The organism is Streptomyces sp. NPDC093795 (genome assembly GCF_044764665.1).
Classification (GTDB): domain Bacteria; phylum Actinomycetota; class Actinomycetes; order Streptomycetales; family Streptomycetaceae; genus Streptomyces.
Map to the genome: position 1 here is coordinate 287,114 of NZ_JBIWIO010000009.1, position 14,730 is coordinate 301,843.

Genomic DNA, 14,730 nt, shown 5'->3' on the forward strand with positions numbered 1-14,730 from the left:
GTGCTAGACGAGAACGACATACCTACTGGTTCCCGGATGAACCACCCAGGCACTCTCGACAGATGAATGTGAGAGGGGTCACCCTGTCATTCATCCACGCGGGGAGGCATGGATGGGCAGGAGCCGCAGAAGTATTCCGGAAGAGCTTCTGTTGCTCGCTCTGGACCCGACCACGGGTACCACAGCGCAGCCGCAGTCGCTCGACCTCGGCCTGGCCGGTGCACAGCTAGTGGAGCTGGCATTGGCAGGCCGGATAGCCCCTGACGGGGATCGTATCGCCGTGGTGATGCCACGGCCGACCGGAGATCCGACCTTGGACTCCGCACTGGAACTGCTGCGCAGGCGTGGCAGTCCGGTCCGGGCCGTCCACTGGATCGGCGGGCCCCGACTGGGGCTCCGCCAGACGTATCTCTCGCATCTGGAGCGATGCGGCATGGTGCATGCCGTGGAGGGCCAGATGTGCGGGGTGTTGCCGACGACTCGCTACCAGGCGACGGACACGGCGATCAGTCGGGAGATCCGTTCCCGGCTGGACAGTGCGATCCGCACCGGCGTACCGCCGGACCCGCGGACCGCGGCGCTTGCCGCGCTGGCCCACGCGGTCGGTCTCGGGAAGCACCTCTACCCCGGTAACGAAGGACGGTCGTCGCGGTCCCGGCTGCGCGATCTGATCCGGCACGACCCCATGGGCGGACTCGTGGCGCACGCCGTGATGGACGTCCAGAACGGCGCGGCGGCCCAGCCGCGCCGGAGCGCCCCGGGTGTCCCGGCGCAGCCACGCGGCAACATGGCCCGCGCAGCGGCGCACTAGGACGACTCCGAGGACTCCGAGGTACCAGCCCGGGAGCCGCACAGGTGGGCGGGGCGGTCAGGACGACCGCCCCGCACACGTGCGGCCTCCGCGCATACGTTGTGGTCATTTTCCAGCGCACACCTGGCCTTTGGTGGCAGTCTGCCAAGCGGTAGATACTCACAGCTACGCAGCAGAGAGCCGGAGGTGCAGTTTCCGTGGCGTCCAACGTCAACCCCACCGTCAGGCGACGCCGATTGGGCCAGGAGCTGCGAAAGCTCCGGGAAGCGAAGAACATGACGGCCGAGCAGGTCGCCGAGCGTCTTCTCGTCTCCCAGTCCAAGATCAGCCGCCTCGAGAACGGCCGTCGCTCCATCAGCCAGCGTGATGTCCGTGACCTGTGCGGCGTGTACGAGGTCGAGGACGAGCGCATGGTCGACTCGCTCATGCAGATGGCCAAGGACTCGCGCCAGCAGGGCTGGTGGCACGCCTTCGGCGACATCCCGTACAGCGTCTACATCGGTCTGGAGACGGACGCGGAGAGCCTGCGGATGTACGAGCCGCAGATCATCCCCGGGCTGCTCCAGACCCACTCCTACGCGGAGGCCGTGATCTCCGGCGCGCTGCCGGAGTCGACGCCCGCGGACATCGAGAAGCGGGTCACGGTCCGTACCCGCCGCCAGGAGCGCATCCGGGACGAGGAGCGTCCGCTGCGGTTGTGGGCGGTCATCGACGAGGGTGCGCTGCACCGGATCGTCGGCAGCCGGCAGCTGATGGTGGAGCAGCTGGAGCACCTGCTCGAGCAGTCGCATCTGCCGCATGTCACCGTGCAGGTGATCCCGTTCGAGATGGGTGCGCATCCGGGGATCAGCGGCCAGTACTCGATCCTGGAGTTCCCCGACACCTCGGACTCCAGCGTCGTCTACATCGAGGGTGTGACGAGCGATCTGTACCTGGAGAAGGCGCAGGACGTCGGCAAGTACAGCGTCATGTACGAGCACCTCAGGGCGCAGGCGCTGAACGTCGAGCAGACCCGCGACTTCATCTCCGAGATGGCCAAGAAGCACGCTCGGGGCTGACTCCGGCCCGGCCGGGGCAGGCACCGTACACCTCGTGATCGCTCCCACGGAAGCCGAGTTGGAATATGCCACTCGGACGTGTGAACGCCGGTCCCGTCGACGGGGACCGACCAGTAGCGTCGATCACGCCGCCAAGAAGGTCGGTGCGACACACCCCACACGCAGAACCGGAGTTGAGCGTAATGGCGATCATCCAGGGTGCAACGGACATGTGGACCAAGTCTTCGTACTCGGGCGGGAACGGAGCCTGCGTCGAAGTGAAGTCCCCCCTCGTGGCCGCGATCGCGGTGCGGGACTCCAAGTCCCCGGAGGGCCCGTCCCTCTCCTTCGGTCCGGGATCGTGGAACGCGTTCGTCGGCGAGGTGAGCAACGGGGCCCTCTGAGCCCCGATGCGCACCCGCCCCCACCAGCAGTACCCGAAGAGCCCTCTCGTCCGGTCCGCCGTCCTGGCCGAGGGGGCTCGGTCTTTGCCCGGACGACTTCCGGTACGACTACCCGTACGCCCGCATCCGGATCAGCGCAGCTCGTCCACGTACCGGTCCGTCCCCGGCACCGTCGGGATGAACGGCGCCACCAGCTCGACCCGGCCGCCGGAGCCCCCCAGCGACTCCAGGTCCGCGAAGTGCTCCGTCCAGCACTCCCGGGGGTCGCGCTCCAGGAACCAGAGCAGTGTCAGCCGGGTGTCGACGCCCTCGACCTGCTTCACGTACGTCATGCGGTCGCCGGGCAGCGGGGTCGGCCGGAAGACCGTGACCATCGCCGCGGGTGAGCCGGCGAGCCGCCGGGGCAGCTCCCGGGTCCGCAGCCGGTCGAGCAGCGCCGCCCGTTCCTCCGGGCCCTCGGCGTCGACGACCTGGAGGATCAGCCCGGCGTAGGGGTGGTCGAGGGCGTGGAAGTCGCGCGGGCCGGCCGCGCCGTCGCGGTACACGGTCGCCTCGTGGTCCTGGAACGCGGTGAAGACGTGCGTCCGCTCCTGGTGGACGCGGGCGTCGCGGTTGAGCCGTTTGTTGATGCCGACGGTCCACTTCATGTGCTCGTCGTAGCGGCCTTCGGTGATCCAGTACGTGGAGAGGTAGCAGCCCGCCGTGACCGGCTGGGCCACCGCGGACTTCTCCGGCCGCCGCAGCTCCTGGAGCTCCCGGGTGGCGACCCAGCGCCGGCCCGCGTACATCCAGGGCATGGCCATGGCGCCGGCGTAGTAGTGGTCGTCCTCGTACCAACGGTTGTACGCGTACTCGTGGCCCGGGTGCGGCTCGACCATGGTGATCAGCGCATGGCCGGGCCGGACCCCGTACGGGCCGACGGCCGCCAGTTCCGCGTACATGGCAGTGTCACTGGACGTCTCCTCGCTCACTCCCGTACCCCTTCCCTAGTCGGTGACGGGCACCTACTCTGACGGACCGTCAGATACTTTGGCCAGGGTCGAGGAGGGTCCGGATGCTGCTTCAGGGGAAGACGGTCGTCGTGTCGGGCGTCGGTGCCGGGCTCGGGCGCCGGATCGCCGAGACGGTGGTACGGGACGGGGGCAACGCGGTGCTCGGGGCGCGCACCGAGGCCAATCTCGCCAAGTCCGCCGCCGAGATCGACCCGGAGGGGCGCCGCACCGCGTACCGGGTCACCGACATCACCGACGAGGAGCAGTGCGAGGCCCTCGCCACTCTCGCCGTCGCACGCTTCGGCGGCATCGACGCGGTGGTCCACGTCGCCGCCCTGGACTCCTACTTCGGCGGCCTGGAGGACGCCGACTTCGCGACCTGGCAGCAGGTCCTGGACGTCAATCTGCTCGGCACGCTGCGGATGACCCGGGCCTGCCTGCCGGCGCTCAGGGAGCGCGGTGGTTCGGTGGTCCTGATCGGTACGCAGTCGGCGGTGGCCGCGCCCTCGCAGGTGCGGCAGGCGGCGTACGCGGCGTCGAAGGGGGCGCTCACCTCGGCCATGTACTCGCTCGCGCACGAACTCGGGCCGTACCGGATCCGGGTCAACACGGTGCTGCCGGGCTGGATGTGGGGGCCGCCGGTACAGGCGTACGTCCGGTTCGCCGCGCACGGCGAGGGCGTGCCGGAGGCGGAGGTGCTCGCCCGGCTGACCGAGCGGATGGCGCTGCCGGAGCTCGCGACGGACGGGGACGTGGCGGAGGCGGCGGTCTTCCTCGCCTCGGACCGGGCGCGGGCGATCACGGGGCAGTCGTTGCTGGTCAACGCGGGTGAGCTGATGCGGTGAGCCTGCCCCGGAGAGGGCTCCGGACCACAGAGACAAGTTCATAGACATGAACAAGGGTCAGTAAGTAGAACGATTTTACTGTCCCTTGACCCTCCATTGCATTGTCCCCGCCGGACAACACGCCACACCATGAACGGCGTTCACAAGGGCGTCCACAAGGCGGACCAGACCCCTGGAGGGGGCTTCATGAACAGTCTCGACTGGGCCGTGCTCATCGGCTATTTCGGCGTGATGGTCGCGATCGGCGTCTGGTCCCACAAGCGGGTGGACACCGTCTCCGACTTCTTCACCGCCGGCGGCCGGATGCCCTGGTGGCTCTCCGGCATCTCGCACCACATGTCGGGCTACAGCGCCGTGATGTTCACCGGGTACGCGGGCATCGCCTACACCTACGGCGTCACCTCCTACGTCACCTGGTCCTTCCCCATCGCCATCGGCATCGCGATCGGCGCGAACCTCTTCGCGCCCCGCCTCAACCGGCTGCGCTCCCGGCTCCGGGTCTCCTCCCCGCTCGAATACCTCAAGGACCGCTACAACCTCCCCACCCAGCAGGCCCTCGCCTGGTCCGGCGTCCTCCTGAAGATCGTCGACGTCGGCGCCAAGTGGGCCGCCATCGCCACCCTGCTCTCCGTCTTCACCGGCATCTCCCTCAACCAGGGCATCCTCATCACCGGCGTCGTCACCGGCATCTACTGCACGGTCGGCGGGCTCTGGGCCGACGCCCTCACCGAACTCGGCCAGTTCGTCATCCAGTTCTTCGCCGGAATCGCCATGCTCGTCGCCGTCATGGCGAAGCTCGGCGGCTTCAGCGCCCTGTGGACCGTGTGGGACCGGCCCGAGCTCCAGGGCCACACCGCGCCGACGGCCGGCCCGTACACGATGACGTTCCTTCTCGCGTACCTCTTCATCAAGACCTTCGAGTACAGCGGCGGCATGTGGAACCAGGCCCAGCGCTACATGGCCACCCCCAACGCCCGCGCGGCCACCCGCTCCGGCCGGCTCTCCGCCGCGCTGTGGTTCGTGTGGCCGCTCGTCCTCTTCTTCCCCATGTGGGTCGCGCCGCTGCTCGTCGACCCGAAGAAGCCCGACGCCTCCGACAGCTACGCCCTGATGACCGAGCAGCTGCTGCCGCACGGACTGCTCGGCCTGGTCGTCGTCGGCTTCTTCTCGCACACCATGGCCATGTGCTCCTCCGACGCCAACGCGATCGCCGCCGTCTTCACCCGGGACATCGCGCCCGTCCTCAGCAAGGCCGCGCGGAGCTGGACGCAGCAGGCCGGGCTGCTCGCGGCGCGCTGGTCGACGATCGCCTTCCTCGCCCTGTCGATGGCGGTCGCCACCCAGGTCAACTCCCCCACCTTCAAGGACATCATCACCGTCGTCATCAAGTGGGTGGCCGGTCTGATGGGCCCGATCGCCATCCCGTTCATGCTGGGTCTGCTGAAGGCCTTCCGGAAGTCGGGGCCGACGGCCGCGCTCGTCTCCTGGGCGGCCGGGCTCTTCGTCTTCTGGTTCACCAACTACGGCCTCGACGGCGTCGAGCTCCAGATCCAGATCGTCTCGCCGCTCGCCACCTCGCTCGTCCTGTACGTCCTCATCGGCTTCGTCCGGCCCGAGGACACCCCGGAGCGGGACGCGCTCCTGCACCGCATCGGCACCGACCCGGACGGGGACGAGGACGGTCACGGTGACGGGACCGGCGTCGCCACCGTGCCCACGCAGGGCGGCCCCGAGCGGAGCGGTCAGCCCCGCGGGTAGCGCGCAGACCGGGCCGACCGCGGCCCGTCAGCCCCGCGGGTAGCGCGCCAGCCAGCCCGGGGAGGCGCCCGTCGGGCTGTGCAGGGCCGGGCCCTGCGTCATCTCCATCGCGAAGTCGTCCGCGAGCTCCAGGACCGTCGCACGGCCCTCCAGTTCGGCCAGCCAGGCCGGCGGGAGGGCCGTCTCGCCGTGCAGGGCGCCGAGCAGGGCGCCGGTGAGCGCCCCCGTCGCCGCCGAGGGCCCGTCGTGGTTCACGGCGAGCCGCAGCCCGTGCCGTACGTCCTCGCCGACCAGGGCGCAGTAGACGGCCGCCGCCAGCTGCCCCTCGGCCCGGTCCTCGTCCGCGCCGAGGGCCGCCACCCGCTCCGGGGTCGGCGCTCCTTCCCGTACGGCTCCCAGGGCGCGGCCGAGCGCCTCGGTGACCGGCTCGTGGCCGGGGCGCGCCGCCAGCAGCTCCACGGCCCGGTCCACGGCCGCCTCCACGGAGCCGCCGCGCGCGAGACCGTGGACGGTGACCGCGAAGGCGCCCGCCGCGAGGCCGGCGGCGGGGGCGCCGTGGGTCTGCACCGCGCACTCCACGGCGAGCTGGCAGACGAGCTGCGGCTCCCAGCCGACGAGCAGCCCGAAGGGGGCCGAGCGGACGACGGCGCCGGAGTCGGTGGCCTGCGGGTTCTTGGGCTTGTCGAGGGTGCCCAGATGTTCGTCGCCGAGGCCGGTGAGGCAGGCGCGGGGCGGGTTGCGGCGGGCGTAGAGCCACTCCTCGCGGGCGAGCCAGCCGTTGTCCTTGCGGCGCTCGTCGGGGCCCCAGTCGCGCTGGGTGGCGGCCCAGCGGAGGTGCGCCCGGTGGACGTCGGTGGGCGGGTGCCAGACGCCGGTGTCGCGCCGGACCTGGGCGCGGATCAGGCCGTCGACGGTGAACAGGCCCATCTGGGTGGCGGCGGTGACGGCGCCCGGGCGGCCGAACGCGGGCGCGGGCTCCGTGAGTCCGTCAGGTCCGTGGGCGTCCTGGATCGCGGCGAGGGTGAGCCCGTCGACGCCCGCCCCCAGCGCGTCGCCGAGGGCTCCGCCGAGCAGACAGCCCCGTACGCGGGCGCGGAAGTCCTGCTGTTCGGCGCGGCCCCACACGGCCGCGGCTGTCGTGGCCACGTCGTGCCCTCCCCCCGTAGACCGGTCTGCGCAGCACTGTAATCGACCGGGTACGTCCGTTCGGGGGCCGGAACGTTATGTGATCCGACGCCCTTCAGGCCGCTTTTGACCGGGCTCGCCACCCTCGATCACCGGCAGCAGTTCGGGAAGGTGGCCGTCGGAGGCGCGGGCGGTGTGCTGCCGTTCCTCGGGGACCTCGCCGTACAGGGTCGTGCGGGGTTTTGCCGGGCGGCCCGCTGCCTCCGCGATGGCCTCCAGGTCGCGGATCGAACGGTACGAGCCGTAACTCGACCCGGCCATGCGGGAGATGGTCTCCTCCATGAGCGTGCCGCCGAGGTCGTTGGCGCCCGAGCGGAGCATCTCGGCGGCGCCCTCCGTGCCCAGCTTGACCCAGCTGGTCTGGATGTTGGGGATGTGGGGGTGGAGGAGCAGGCGGGCCATGGCGATGACCGCGCGGTTGTCGCGGGCGGTCGGGCCGGGGCGTGCGATGCCCGCGAGGTAGACGGGCGCGTTGGTGTGGATGAAGGGGAGCGTCACGAACTCGGTGAACCCGCCGGTCTGTTGCTGGATGCGGGCCAGGGTGCGGAAGTGGCCGAGCCAGTGCCGGGGCTGGTCCACGTGCCCGTACATCATCGTGGAGGACGAGCGGATGCCCAGCTCGTGGGCCGTGGTGATGACCTCGATCCACGTCGCCGTCGGCAGCTTGCCCTTGGTGAGGACCCAGCGGACCTCGTCGTCGAGGATCTCGGCGGCCGTGCCGGGGATCGAGTCGAGCCCGGCCTCCTTCGCGGCCGTCAGCCACTCGCGGATGGAGAGGCCGGTGCGGGTCGCGCCGTTCACGACCTCCATCGGGGAGAAGGCGTGCACGTGCATGCCGGGGACCCGTTCCTTCACCGCGCGGGCGATGTCGAAGTACGCGGTGCCGGGCAGGTCGGGGTGGATGCCGCCCTGCATGCAGACCTCGACGGCGCCGACCTCCCAGGCCTGCTGGGCGCGGTCCGCGACCTGGTCGAGCGAGAGCGTGTACGCGTCGGCGTCCGTGCGGCGCTGGGCGAAGGCGCAGAAACGGCAGCCGGTGTAGCAGACGTTGGTGAAGTTGATGTTCCTCGTGACGATGTACGTGACGTCGTCGCCGACCACGTCACGGCGGACGTCGTCCGCGATGCGGGTGAGCGCGTCGAGGGCCGGTCCTTCGGCGTGGAGCAGGGCGAGCGCCTGGGCGTCGGTGAGCTTCGTCGGGTCGTCGGCGGCCGTGCTCAGCGCCTCGCGGACGTCGGCGTCGACCCGCTCGGGGACCATTCCGGGCGCGGCGGCCTCGCGCAGCGCCTCCCAGTCGCCGTACACCTCGTCGAAGTCGTCGCGCCGGTCGTGGGTGCGGCCCGTGGTGTCGATGGTGCGGTGCAGGTCGGTCCGGCCGGCGGCGGTGAACGCCTCGTCGGGCTCCTGCCAGGGCAGGCCGCGCACGGGCGCGTCGGGGTTCGCGAGGCCGGTCTCGGGGTCGGCGAGGGCGCGGACGTGCGGGAGGAGTCGGGGGTCGAGCCAGGGTTCGCCCCGGGTGACGAACTCGGGGTAGACGCAGAGACGTTCGCGCAGCTCGAACCCGGCGGCGGCGGAACGGGCGGCCAGCTCCTCGATCTGCGGCCAGGGCCGCTCGGGGTTGACGTGGTCGATGGTGAGCGGGGAGACACCGCCCCAGTCGTCGATACCGGCGGCGATCAGCCGCTCGTACGCGGAGTCGACGAGGTTCGGCGGGGCCTGGAGGCAGGCGGAGGGGCCCAGGATGAGACGGGCGACGGCGACGGTGGCGACGAGGTCGTCGAGTTCGGCGTCGGGTGTTCCGCGCATGGCCGTGTCCGGCTTGGCGCGGAAGTTCTGGATGATCAGCTCCTGGATCGAGTGGTACGCCCTCGACACCCGGCGCAGCGCGAAGAGGGACTCGGCCCGCTCCTCCAGGGTCTCCCCGATGCCGAGGAGCAGCCCCGAGGTGAAGGGGACGGAGGACCGTCCGGCGTCCTCCAGGACCCTGAGCCGGACGGCCGGTTCCTTGTCGGGGGACCCGTAGTGGGGGCCGCCGGGTTCGGACCAGAGGCGGGTCGCGGTGGTCTCCAGCATCATCCCCATGGAGGGCGCGACCGGCTTGAGGCGCTGGAAGTCGGTCCAGGACAGGACGCCCGGGTTGAGGTGCGGGAGGAGCCCGGTCTCCTCCAGGATGCGGATCGCCATGGCGCGTACGTACGCGATGGTGTCGTCGTAGCCGTGCGCGTCGAGCCACTCGCGGGCCTCGGGCCACCGGTCCTCCGGCTTGTCGCCGAGGGTGATGAGGGCTTCCTTGCAGCCGAGTTCGGCGCCGCGCCGGGCGATGTCGAGGACCTCGTCCGGCGACATGAACATCCCGTGGCCGTCGCGGCGGAGCTTGCCGGGGACGGTGACGAAGGTGCAGTAGTGGCACTTGTCCCGGCAGAGTCGGGTGAGCGGTATGAACACGCTCTTCGAGTACGTGATGACCCCCGGCCGCCCGGCGGCGTCGAGCCCGGCGTCCCGCACCCGCCCGGCGGAGGCGACCAGATCAGCCAGGTCGTCCCCCCGCGCCCACAACAGCACGGTGGCCTCGGTGACATCGAGCGCCACCCCGTCCCTGGCCCGCTTGAGGGCACGGCGCATGGCGTTCTCGGTGGGTCGCGCTGCCTGGTGATCCGTCATGGACCGAGCATACGAGCGGGTACGGCGGGGAGGGCCCGGGTCCGCGCGGGAAGGCCGGTCAGTCGGTGTCCTTGGGATGCCGGGGCGCGGCGTACACCAGGTGCACCGTCCTGCGCGGCTCGTCGACGAGATACCGCACGCGACCACCGACCGGTGGCGGGGCGACGTCGTCCCCGCGCTTCGGCGTCACGGGGCCGTCACCTCTCCGTGGTCCTCGTCGGGGAGGGGGCGGGTGAGCTGGGCCGTGAGACCCGGGTCGGCGAGGACGCGCGCCGTCGCGCGCCACTCCACGATCGTGCGGTGGAGGGGGGCGTGGACGTCCAGTTGTGCGGCGTCGTGCGTCGCGTCCAGCAGGTCCTGGGCGAACTCCCTGAGTTCGTCGGCGGACAGATGCCGCACCCAGGGGAAGACCGAGGGAAGGGCGCGCCCTATCACGCGCGCGCCGTCGTCGGCGGCGAGGAGAGCGGCGAGGAGACGGGCTGTGACGTCGGCCGTCTCCTCCCGGTCCTGGTCGTAGGCGGCGGTCGTGAGGTAGAGATCCTGCCCGTCGCGGCGCGTGACGAGCAGGCGGTACTCGCTGTCGAGCCTCTCGGCGACCCGCTTCGAGTTCTTGGAGAGCTCGGAGAAGGAGACGGTGGGGGTCAGCATGGACCGACGGTACTTCGGAACGTGTTCCGAAGTCCATCGCTCACAGGTACCGTGCGAACGCGTCCAGCACCCCCAGCACCTCCGTCTCACCCCCCGGCGGCAGCTGGAGGACGACCTCCTCGCAGCCCAGTTCCTCGTAGCGGGCGAGCTTCCCGGGGTTCGGCAGCACCGCGTACGGGACGACCTGGAGGGCCTTCGGGTCGCGGCCCGCGCGCTCCCAGACCTCCCGCAGGACCGGGAGCGACTCCGTCAGGCCCCGGCCTCCGATCGGCATCCAGCCGTCGGTCCGCGCGGCGATCTCCGCGAACAGCTTCGGCCCCGCCGCCCCGCCCAGGAGGATGCGGGGCGCCCCTCCGGCCGGCTTGGGCCAGGCCTCGGACGCGCGTACCGAGTGGCCGAACCCGCCCTCGTACGCCGTCGGCTCCGGCGCCCACAGCGCCCGCATCAGGTCCAGGCGGTCGCCGGTCAGGTCCCGGCGGGTGGACCAGTCGACACCGTGGTCGGCGGCCTCCTCGCGGTTCCAGCCGTAGCCGACGCCGAGGGTGAAGCGGCCCCCGGAGAGGTGGTCGAGCGTGGCGATCTGCTTGGCGAGGGCGATCGGGTCGTGCTGGGCGAGCAGGGTGATCCCCGTCCCGAGCCCGAGCCGCTCGGTGACGGCGGCGGCCTGCCCGAGCGCCACGAACGGGTCCAGGGTGCGCCCGTACTCCCGGGGCAGCTCGCCGCCCGCCGGGTAGGGCGTGGCCCGTTCGACGGGGATGTGGGTGTGCTCGGGGAGGTAGAGCCCGGCGAAGCCGCGCTGCTCCAGCTCGCGCGCGAGCCGCACCGGGGTGATGGTCTCGTCGGTCAGGAAGATCGTGGTCGAGATCCGCATAGCGGCACGGTAGGCCGTGCGGCACGGTTTTCCGAGGGGTACGGCACGGGCGGCGCCCGGCAGGATGTGCCGGGGAGTACGGACGGGCCGTGTCCGTCAGGAACGGCCCGGGTCCACCGCCCGCTGCTCCGCCGCCAGATCTCCGTACCCGCCGTGCTCCCAGACCTTCTCGCGGAAGCGCTGGAAGGTGAGCGGGGTCCGGTCCTCGCCGGGCACGCCCTCGAAGTGGACGGTGCCGCAGCGGTGGCAGTACCAGCCGTGCGACCAGAGTTCCTCGGCGACGTGGCGCCTGCGCGTCACGCGGGCGAAGGCGGTCCGGCGGCGCAGCAGCATGGTGAACACCAGGACGGCGGCGAGCAGCGCGAACGCCGAGATCCAGCCGAGGAACTCGAAGGCCGGCGGAGGATCGGCGGGGTGGTCCTGCGGCATGTGCCAGCCGCTCAGCTCGGGCGGCTCGTGCGCGGGCTCGTCCCGGAACCACTTACCGGCCAGGGCCCCGCCCAGGAAGGTGCCGAAGGAGACGGCCGCGGCGAGGTAGCCGAGGCAGCCGATGGCGTAGCTCGGCCGCTGCGGCACGGGTGCGAGCGCGTCCGAGAGCCCCGTGGTCGCCGTCCGTGTCACGGTCCGCATGTCGCCGTCCGAGTCCCGCTCGCGGCTGGTGACCGCGTCCCGGCCCGCGAGGTACACGGCCGGCACGGCCTGCACCCGGTCGTCGCGCCCGCAGCCCGGGCACGTGTGTGTCCTGCTCATCATCGGCTCCCCCAGTCGACAGAAGTGACGGGATCATGCCACCCGCGGTTCCTTCCCGTCCGGGAAATACACCTGCGCCGCCGCTCCCCGCCCTCTACCGTTGCCCGGTGCTGAAGCAGATCGAGACGTACTACGACGCCGTCCCCCGCTCCTCCGCCCGAGCCGAGGACTTCGGGCCGCTGACCCTTTTCGTACGGGAGGGCCCGGGCTGGCCCTTCTACGCCCGCCCAGCCCTCGGGACCACCGGTGACATCCCGGTCGAGGCCGTGGACGAGGTGAGGGCCCGGCAGCGGGAGCTCGGCGTGCCCGAGGCCTTCGAGTGGGTCGCGGAGACGACTCCGGGGCTGCGGGCGGCCGTGGAGGCGAGCGGGCTCACCGTGCACGAACACCCGCTGATGGTCCTGGACGGCGACGGGCTCGCCGTACCGGAGCCGGAGGACGTCACCGTCCGGATGGTCGGCGCGGACGACCCCGCCCTGGAGAGCGCCGTCGCGGCCCCGTTCGCCGCCTTCGGCGCCGCCCCCGAGCCCGGCACCGCGGCACGGACCGGCGCCAGGATCGAGGCCGGGTGGACCCGGCTCGCGGCGGCCCTCGACGGCGCGGGAGGCGCGCTCTCGGCCGGCCAGCACCAGCCCGTCGGGCCCGTCTCCGAGGTCGTCGGCGTCGGTACGGTCCCGGCGGCCCGGCGGCGGGGTCTCGGCCTCGCGGTGACGGCCGCCCTTGTCGCGGACGCCCGCGCCCACGGGGCGGAGCTCGTGTTCCTGTCGGCGTCGGACGCGGCCGTGGCCCGGCTGTACGGCCGGCTCGGCTTCCGTACGGTCGCGACGGCGCTCATCGCGGAGGCGGAGGCGGGGGCGTAGGCGTACGACAAAAACGAAGGTGGCGGGCCCCCCACGGGCCCGCCACCTTCGCGTTCGTATGACTCAGGAGCGCACGACCGTCAGTCGGCCACCACCAGCGACGGCGTCTCCTTCGTCAGGACCTCGCCCCGGAAGAAGGCGGGGCTCCTGCGCTGCATGACCAGCATGATCACCACGCCGAGGAGCAGCAGCCCGACCCCGATCACGAAGACCGAGCCGACACCGAGGACCGCGGAGCCGGAGCCGTACGCCGGGTCCCACATGTCGTACAGCGTCTTGCCGAAGACGGCGGTCAGCATCAGGCCGCCGAGCAGCGGCATGAGGCCCTTGTAGGCGAAGTTCCGGCCGGAGCGGAAGAGCTCGCCGCGGAAGTACCAGACGCAGGCGAAGGCCGTGAGCGCGTAGTAGAAGCAGATCATCAGGCCGAGCGCGTAGATCGTGTCGACCAGGACGTTCTCGCTGAGCAGGGTCATCACGGTGTAGAAGACGCCCGTGGCGACGCCGGCCACGATCGTGGCCTTGCCGGGGGTCTTGAAGACCGGGTGGACCTTGGTGAAGGACTTCGGCAGCGCCTCGTACGTCGACATCGCGAGCACCGTACGGGCGACCGGGATGAACGTGGTCTGGAGGCTGGCGGCGGCCGAGGCCAGGACCGCGACGAAGAGCAGGATGCCGAGCGCGGGGCCCATGACGGGGCCGGCGAGCGCGGCGAAGACGTTGTCGGAGGTCTCCGGGTTGGCGAGGCCGAGGCCCTCCTCGCCGGAGCCGACGACCATCTGCGCGGCGATGCCGGTGGCCAGGTAGGAGGCGACCAGGACGACCATCGCGATGAGCGCGGCGCGGCCGGGGGTCTTCGCGCTGCCGGTGGTCTCCTCGTTGGTCGCCATGCAGGCGTCCCAGCCCCAGTACATGAAGATCGAGAGGGAGAGCCCGGCGGTGAAGGCGGCGAAGGACTGGACCGCGAAGGGGTTCATCCAGGACCAGGAGAAGGAGACCGAGGTCTCGAAGTCGCCGGCCTTCGAAAGGGCCATGGCCACGAAGACCACGAGGACGACGAGCTGGAGGCCGACGAGGGCGTACTGGACGCCCTTGGTGGCGGTCATGCCCCGGTAGCTGATCGCGGTGGCGACGGCGATGAGCGTGAGGCAGGTGAGGATGTGGACGGCCTTGTTCTCGTCCAGGGCGGCGATGGACTCACTGCCGCTGATCTCACCCGCGAGGAGCCAGAAGTAGGAGGTCGCGACGCCGGCGAGGTTGGAGAGCACGATGATCGTCGCGATGACGAGGCCCCAGCCGCACATCCAGCCGATCTTGGGGCCGAAGGCCTTCACGGTCCACGTGAAGGAGGTGCCGCAGTCGGGCATGACCCTGTTGAGCTCCCGGTACGCGAAGGCGACGAGGAGCATCGGGAGGAAGCCCGCGAGGAAGATGGCCGGCATCTGGAGGCCGACCTCGCCGGCCGTGGAGCCGAGCGTCGAGGTCAGACAGTAGACGGGGGCGACCGTCGAGATGCCGATGACGGCACTGCCGAGGAGGCCGACGGAGTTTCCTCCGAGGCCCTTGGTGCGAACGCCGTGGCTGTCACCCGGGGCGTTGACGCCCCTTACCGTGTCTCCGGCCTGAGGCCGTGCTTCCACCTGAGTCATGAACAGGACGTTAAGTGCTGCGGTTTCCACATCCGGAGGTCTTGACTCCGCAAGACTCGCCGCTTCTCCGCCTTGCTTTGAGAGGCGGAAGCGGGACACGTGCCAATGATTGAAAGATCGACGACCACGAGGGGTCGACCAACCGGTAGGTCGATCGACTCCTCGTCCGATATGCGGGAACCGCAGCTGGGCCCGGAATGTCCGTTTCTAAATTTTCCCGAGGAATTTTCGCGGAGGTCGTACGGACGCCCTCGACCCGGGC

General features: G+C 71.1%; 14 protein-coding genes. 6 read left to right on the forward strand and 8 right to left on the reverse strand.

Features of this window, described 5'->3' with window-relative positions:
* Positions 1-112: 112 nt before the first annotated feature.
* From ACIRB7_RS24540 to ACIRB7_RS24550, 3 genes are all read left to right on the forward strand, one after another.
* Positions 113-811 carry a GPP34 family phosphoprotein gene (locus ACIRB7_RS24540; RefSeq protein ID WP_403602468.1) on the forward strand — a complete coding sequence of 233 codons (699 nt, stop codon included), beginning with the start codon at positions 113-115 and terminating at the stop codon, positions 809-811.
* Positions 812-1,008: 197 nt separating this feature from the next.
* Positions 1,009-1,869, forward strand: a complete 861-nt coding sequence (locus ACIRB7_RS24545) for a helix-turn-helix transcriptional regulator (RefSeq protein WP_351216571.1) — start codon at positions 1,009-1,011, stop codon at positions 1,867-1,869.
* Positions 1,870-2,051: 182 nt separating this feature from the next.
* Positions 2,052-2,252, forward strand: coding sequence for a DUF397 domain-containing protein (locus tag ACIRB7_RS24550; RefSeq protein ID WP_403602471.1), 201 nt, complete (start codon positions 2,052-2,054; stop codon positions 2,250-2,252).
* A gap of 131 nt (positions 2,253-2,383) precedes the next feature.
* Here ACIRB7_RS24550 and ACIRB7_RS24555 read toward each other — a convergent pair whose 3' ends face one another.
* Positions 2,384-3,223 carry a hypothetical protein gene (locus ACIRB7_RS24555; protein WP_403602474.1) on the reverse strand — a complete coding sequence of 280 codons (840 nt, stop codon included), beginning with the start codon at positions 3,221-3,223 and terminating at the stop codon, positions 2,384-2,386.
* An 83-nt stretch (positions 3,224-3,306) separates the two neighbouring features.
* Here ACIRB7_RS24555 and ACIRB7_RS24560 point away from each other — a divergent pair, with 83 nt between their 5' ends.
* Both ACIRB7_RS24560 and ACIRB7_RS24565 read left to right on the forward strand, forming a co-directional pair.
* On the forward strand, positions 3,307-4,089 hold the full coding sequence (locus ACIRB7_RS24560) for an SDR family oxidoreductase (protein WP_403602476.1): 783 nt from the start codon (positions 3,307-3,309) through the stop codon (positions 4,087-4,089).
* Between the two features lie 186 nt (positions 4,090-4,275).
* The gene (locus ACIRB7_RS24565) at positions 4,276-5,847 is read left to right on the forward strand and encodes a sodium:solute symporter family protein (protein ID WP_403602479.1); all 1,572 of its coding nucleotides are present in this window, start codon (positions 4,276-4,278) and stop codon (positions 5,845-5,847) included.
* A 27-nt stretch (positions 5,848-5,874) separates the two neighbouring features.
* On the opposite strand, the gene ACIRB7_RS24570 is transcribed toward ACIRB7_RS24565, so the two are convergent.
* The 6 genes from ACIRB7_RS24570 to ACIRB7_RS24595 form a co-directional block, all read right to left on the reverse strand.
* Positions 5,875-6,993, reverse strand: a complete 1,119-nt coding sequence (locus ACIRB7_RS24570) for an ADP-ribosylglycohydrolase family protein (RefSeq protein WP_403602481.1) — start codon at positions 6,991-6,993, stop codon at positions 5,875-5,877.
* A 75-nt stretch (positions 6,994-7,068) separates the two neighbouring features.
* The gene (locus tag ACIRB7_RS24575; RefSeq protein ID WP_403602484.1) at positions 7,069-9,693 is read right to left on the reverse strand and encodes a bifunctional FO biosynthesis protein CofGH; all 2,625 of its coding nucleotides are present in this window, start codon (positions 9,691-9,693) and stop codon (positions 7,069-7,071) included.
* A gap of 58 nt (positions 9,694-9,751) precedes the next feature.
* Positions 9,752-9,883 (reverse strand): hypothetical protein, encoded by a 132-nt coding sequence (locus ACIRB7_RS24580; RefSeq protein WP_403602487.1) that lies wholly within the window; start codon positions 9,881-9,883, stop codon positions 9,752-9,754.
* Positions 9,880-10,341 (reverse strand): prevent-host-death family protein, encoded by a 462-nt coding sequence (locus tag ACIRB7_RS24585; RefSeq protein ID WP_403602490.1) that lies wholly within the window; start codon positions 10,339-10,341, stop codon positions 9,880-9,882. Before ACIRB7_RS24585 ends, ACIRB7_RS24580 begins: the two co-directional genes overlap by 4 nt.
* 40 nt (positions 10,342-10,381) lie before the next feature.
* Positions 10,382-11,212, reverse strand: a complete 831-nt coding sequence (locus tag ACIRB7_RS24590; RefSeq protein ID WP_403602492.1) for an LLM class F420-dependent oxidoreductase — start codon at positions 11,210-11,212, stop codon at positions 10,382-10,384.
* 96 nt (positions 11,213-11,308) lie between these two features.
* Positions 11,309-11,962, reverse strand: coding sequence for a hypothetical protein (locus ACIRB7_RS24595; RefSeq protein WP_403602495.1), 654 nt, complete (start codon positions 11,960-11,962; stop codon positions 11,309-11,311).
* 107 nt (positions 11,963-12,069) lie between these two features.
* Here ACIRB7_RS24595 and ACIRB7_RS24600 point away from each other — a divergent pair, with 107 nt between their 5' ends.
* Entirely contained in the window at positions 12,070-12,822 is a 753-nt protein-coding gene (locus ACIRB7_RS24600) for a GNAT family N-acetyltransferase (protein WP_403602497.1), read from the forward strand.
* Between the two features lie 80 nt (positions 12,823-12,902).
* On the opposite strand, the gene ACIRB7_RS24605 is transcribed toward ACIRB7_RS24600, so the two are convergent.
* Positions 12,903-14,468, reverse strand: a complete 1,566-nt coding sequence (locus ACIRB7_RS24605; RefSeq protein ID WP_403602500.1) for an APC family permease — start codon at positions 14,466-14,468, stop codon at positions 12,903-12,905.
* Between the last annotated feature and the right edge of the window lie 262 nt (positions 14,469-14,730).

What these genes read in the sequence shown, in the direction of transcription:
- ACIRB7_RS24540 (WP_403602468.1), top strand. Translation starts at nt 113, where the DNA reads ATGGGCAGGAGCCGCAGAAGTATTCCGGAAGAGCTTCTGTTGCTCGCT.
- ACIRB7_RS24550 (WP_403602471.1), top strand. Translation starts at nt 2,052, where the DNA reads ATGGCGATCATCCAGGGTGCAACGGACATGTGGACCAAGTCTTCGTAC.
- ACIRB7_RS24560 (WP_403602476.1), top strand. Translation starts at nt 3,307, where the DNA reads ATGCTGCTTCAGGGGAAGACGGTCGTCGTGTCGGGCGTCGGTGCCGGG.
- ACIRB7_RS24565 (WP_403602479.1), top strand. Translation starts at nt 4,276, where the DNA reads ATGAACAGTCTCGACTGGGCCGTGCTCATCGGCTATTTCGGCGTGATG.
- ACIRB7_RS24575 (WP_403602484.1), bottom strand. Translation starts at nt 9,693, where the DNA reads ATGACGGATCACCAGGCAGCGCGACCCACCGAGAACGCCATGCGCCGT.
- ACIRB7_RS24585 (WP_403602490.1), bottom strand. Translation starts at nt 10,341, where the DNA reads ATGCTGACCCCCACCGTCTCCTTCTCCGAGCTCTCCAAGAACTCGAAG.
- ACIRB7_RS24590 (WP_403602492.1), bottom strand. Translation starts at nt 11,212, where the DNA reads ATGCGGATCTCGACCACGATCTTCCTGACCGACGAGACCATCACCCCG.
- ACIRB7_RS24595 (WP_403602495.1), bottom strand. Translation starts at nt 11,962, where the DNA reads ATGAGCAGGACACACACGTGCCCGGGCTGCGGGCGCGACGACCGGGTG.
- ACIRB7_RS24605 (WP_403602500.1), bottom strand. Translation starts at nt 14,468, where the DNA reads ATGACTCAGGTGGAAGCACGGCCTCAGGCCGGAGACACGGTAAGGGGC.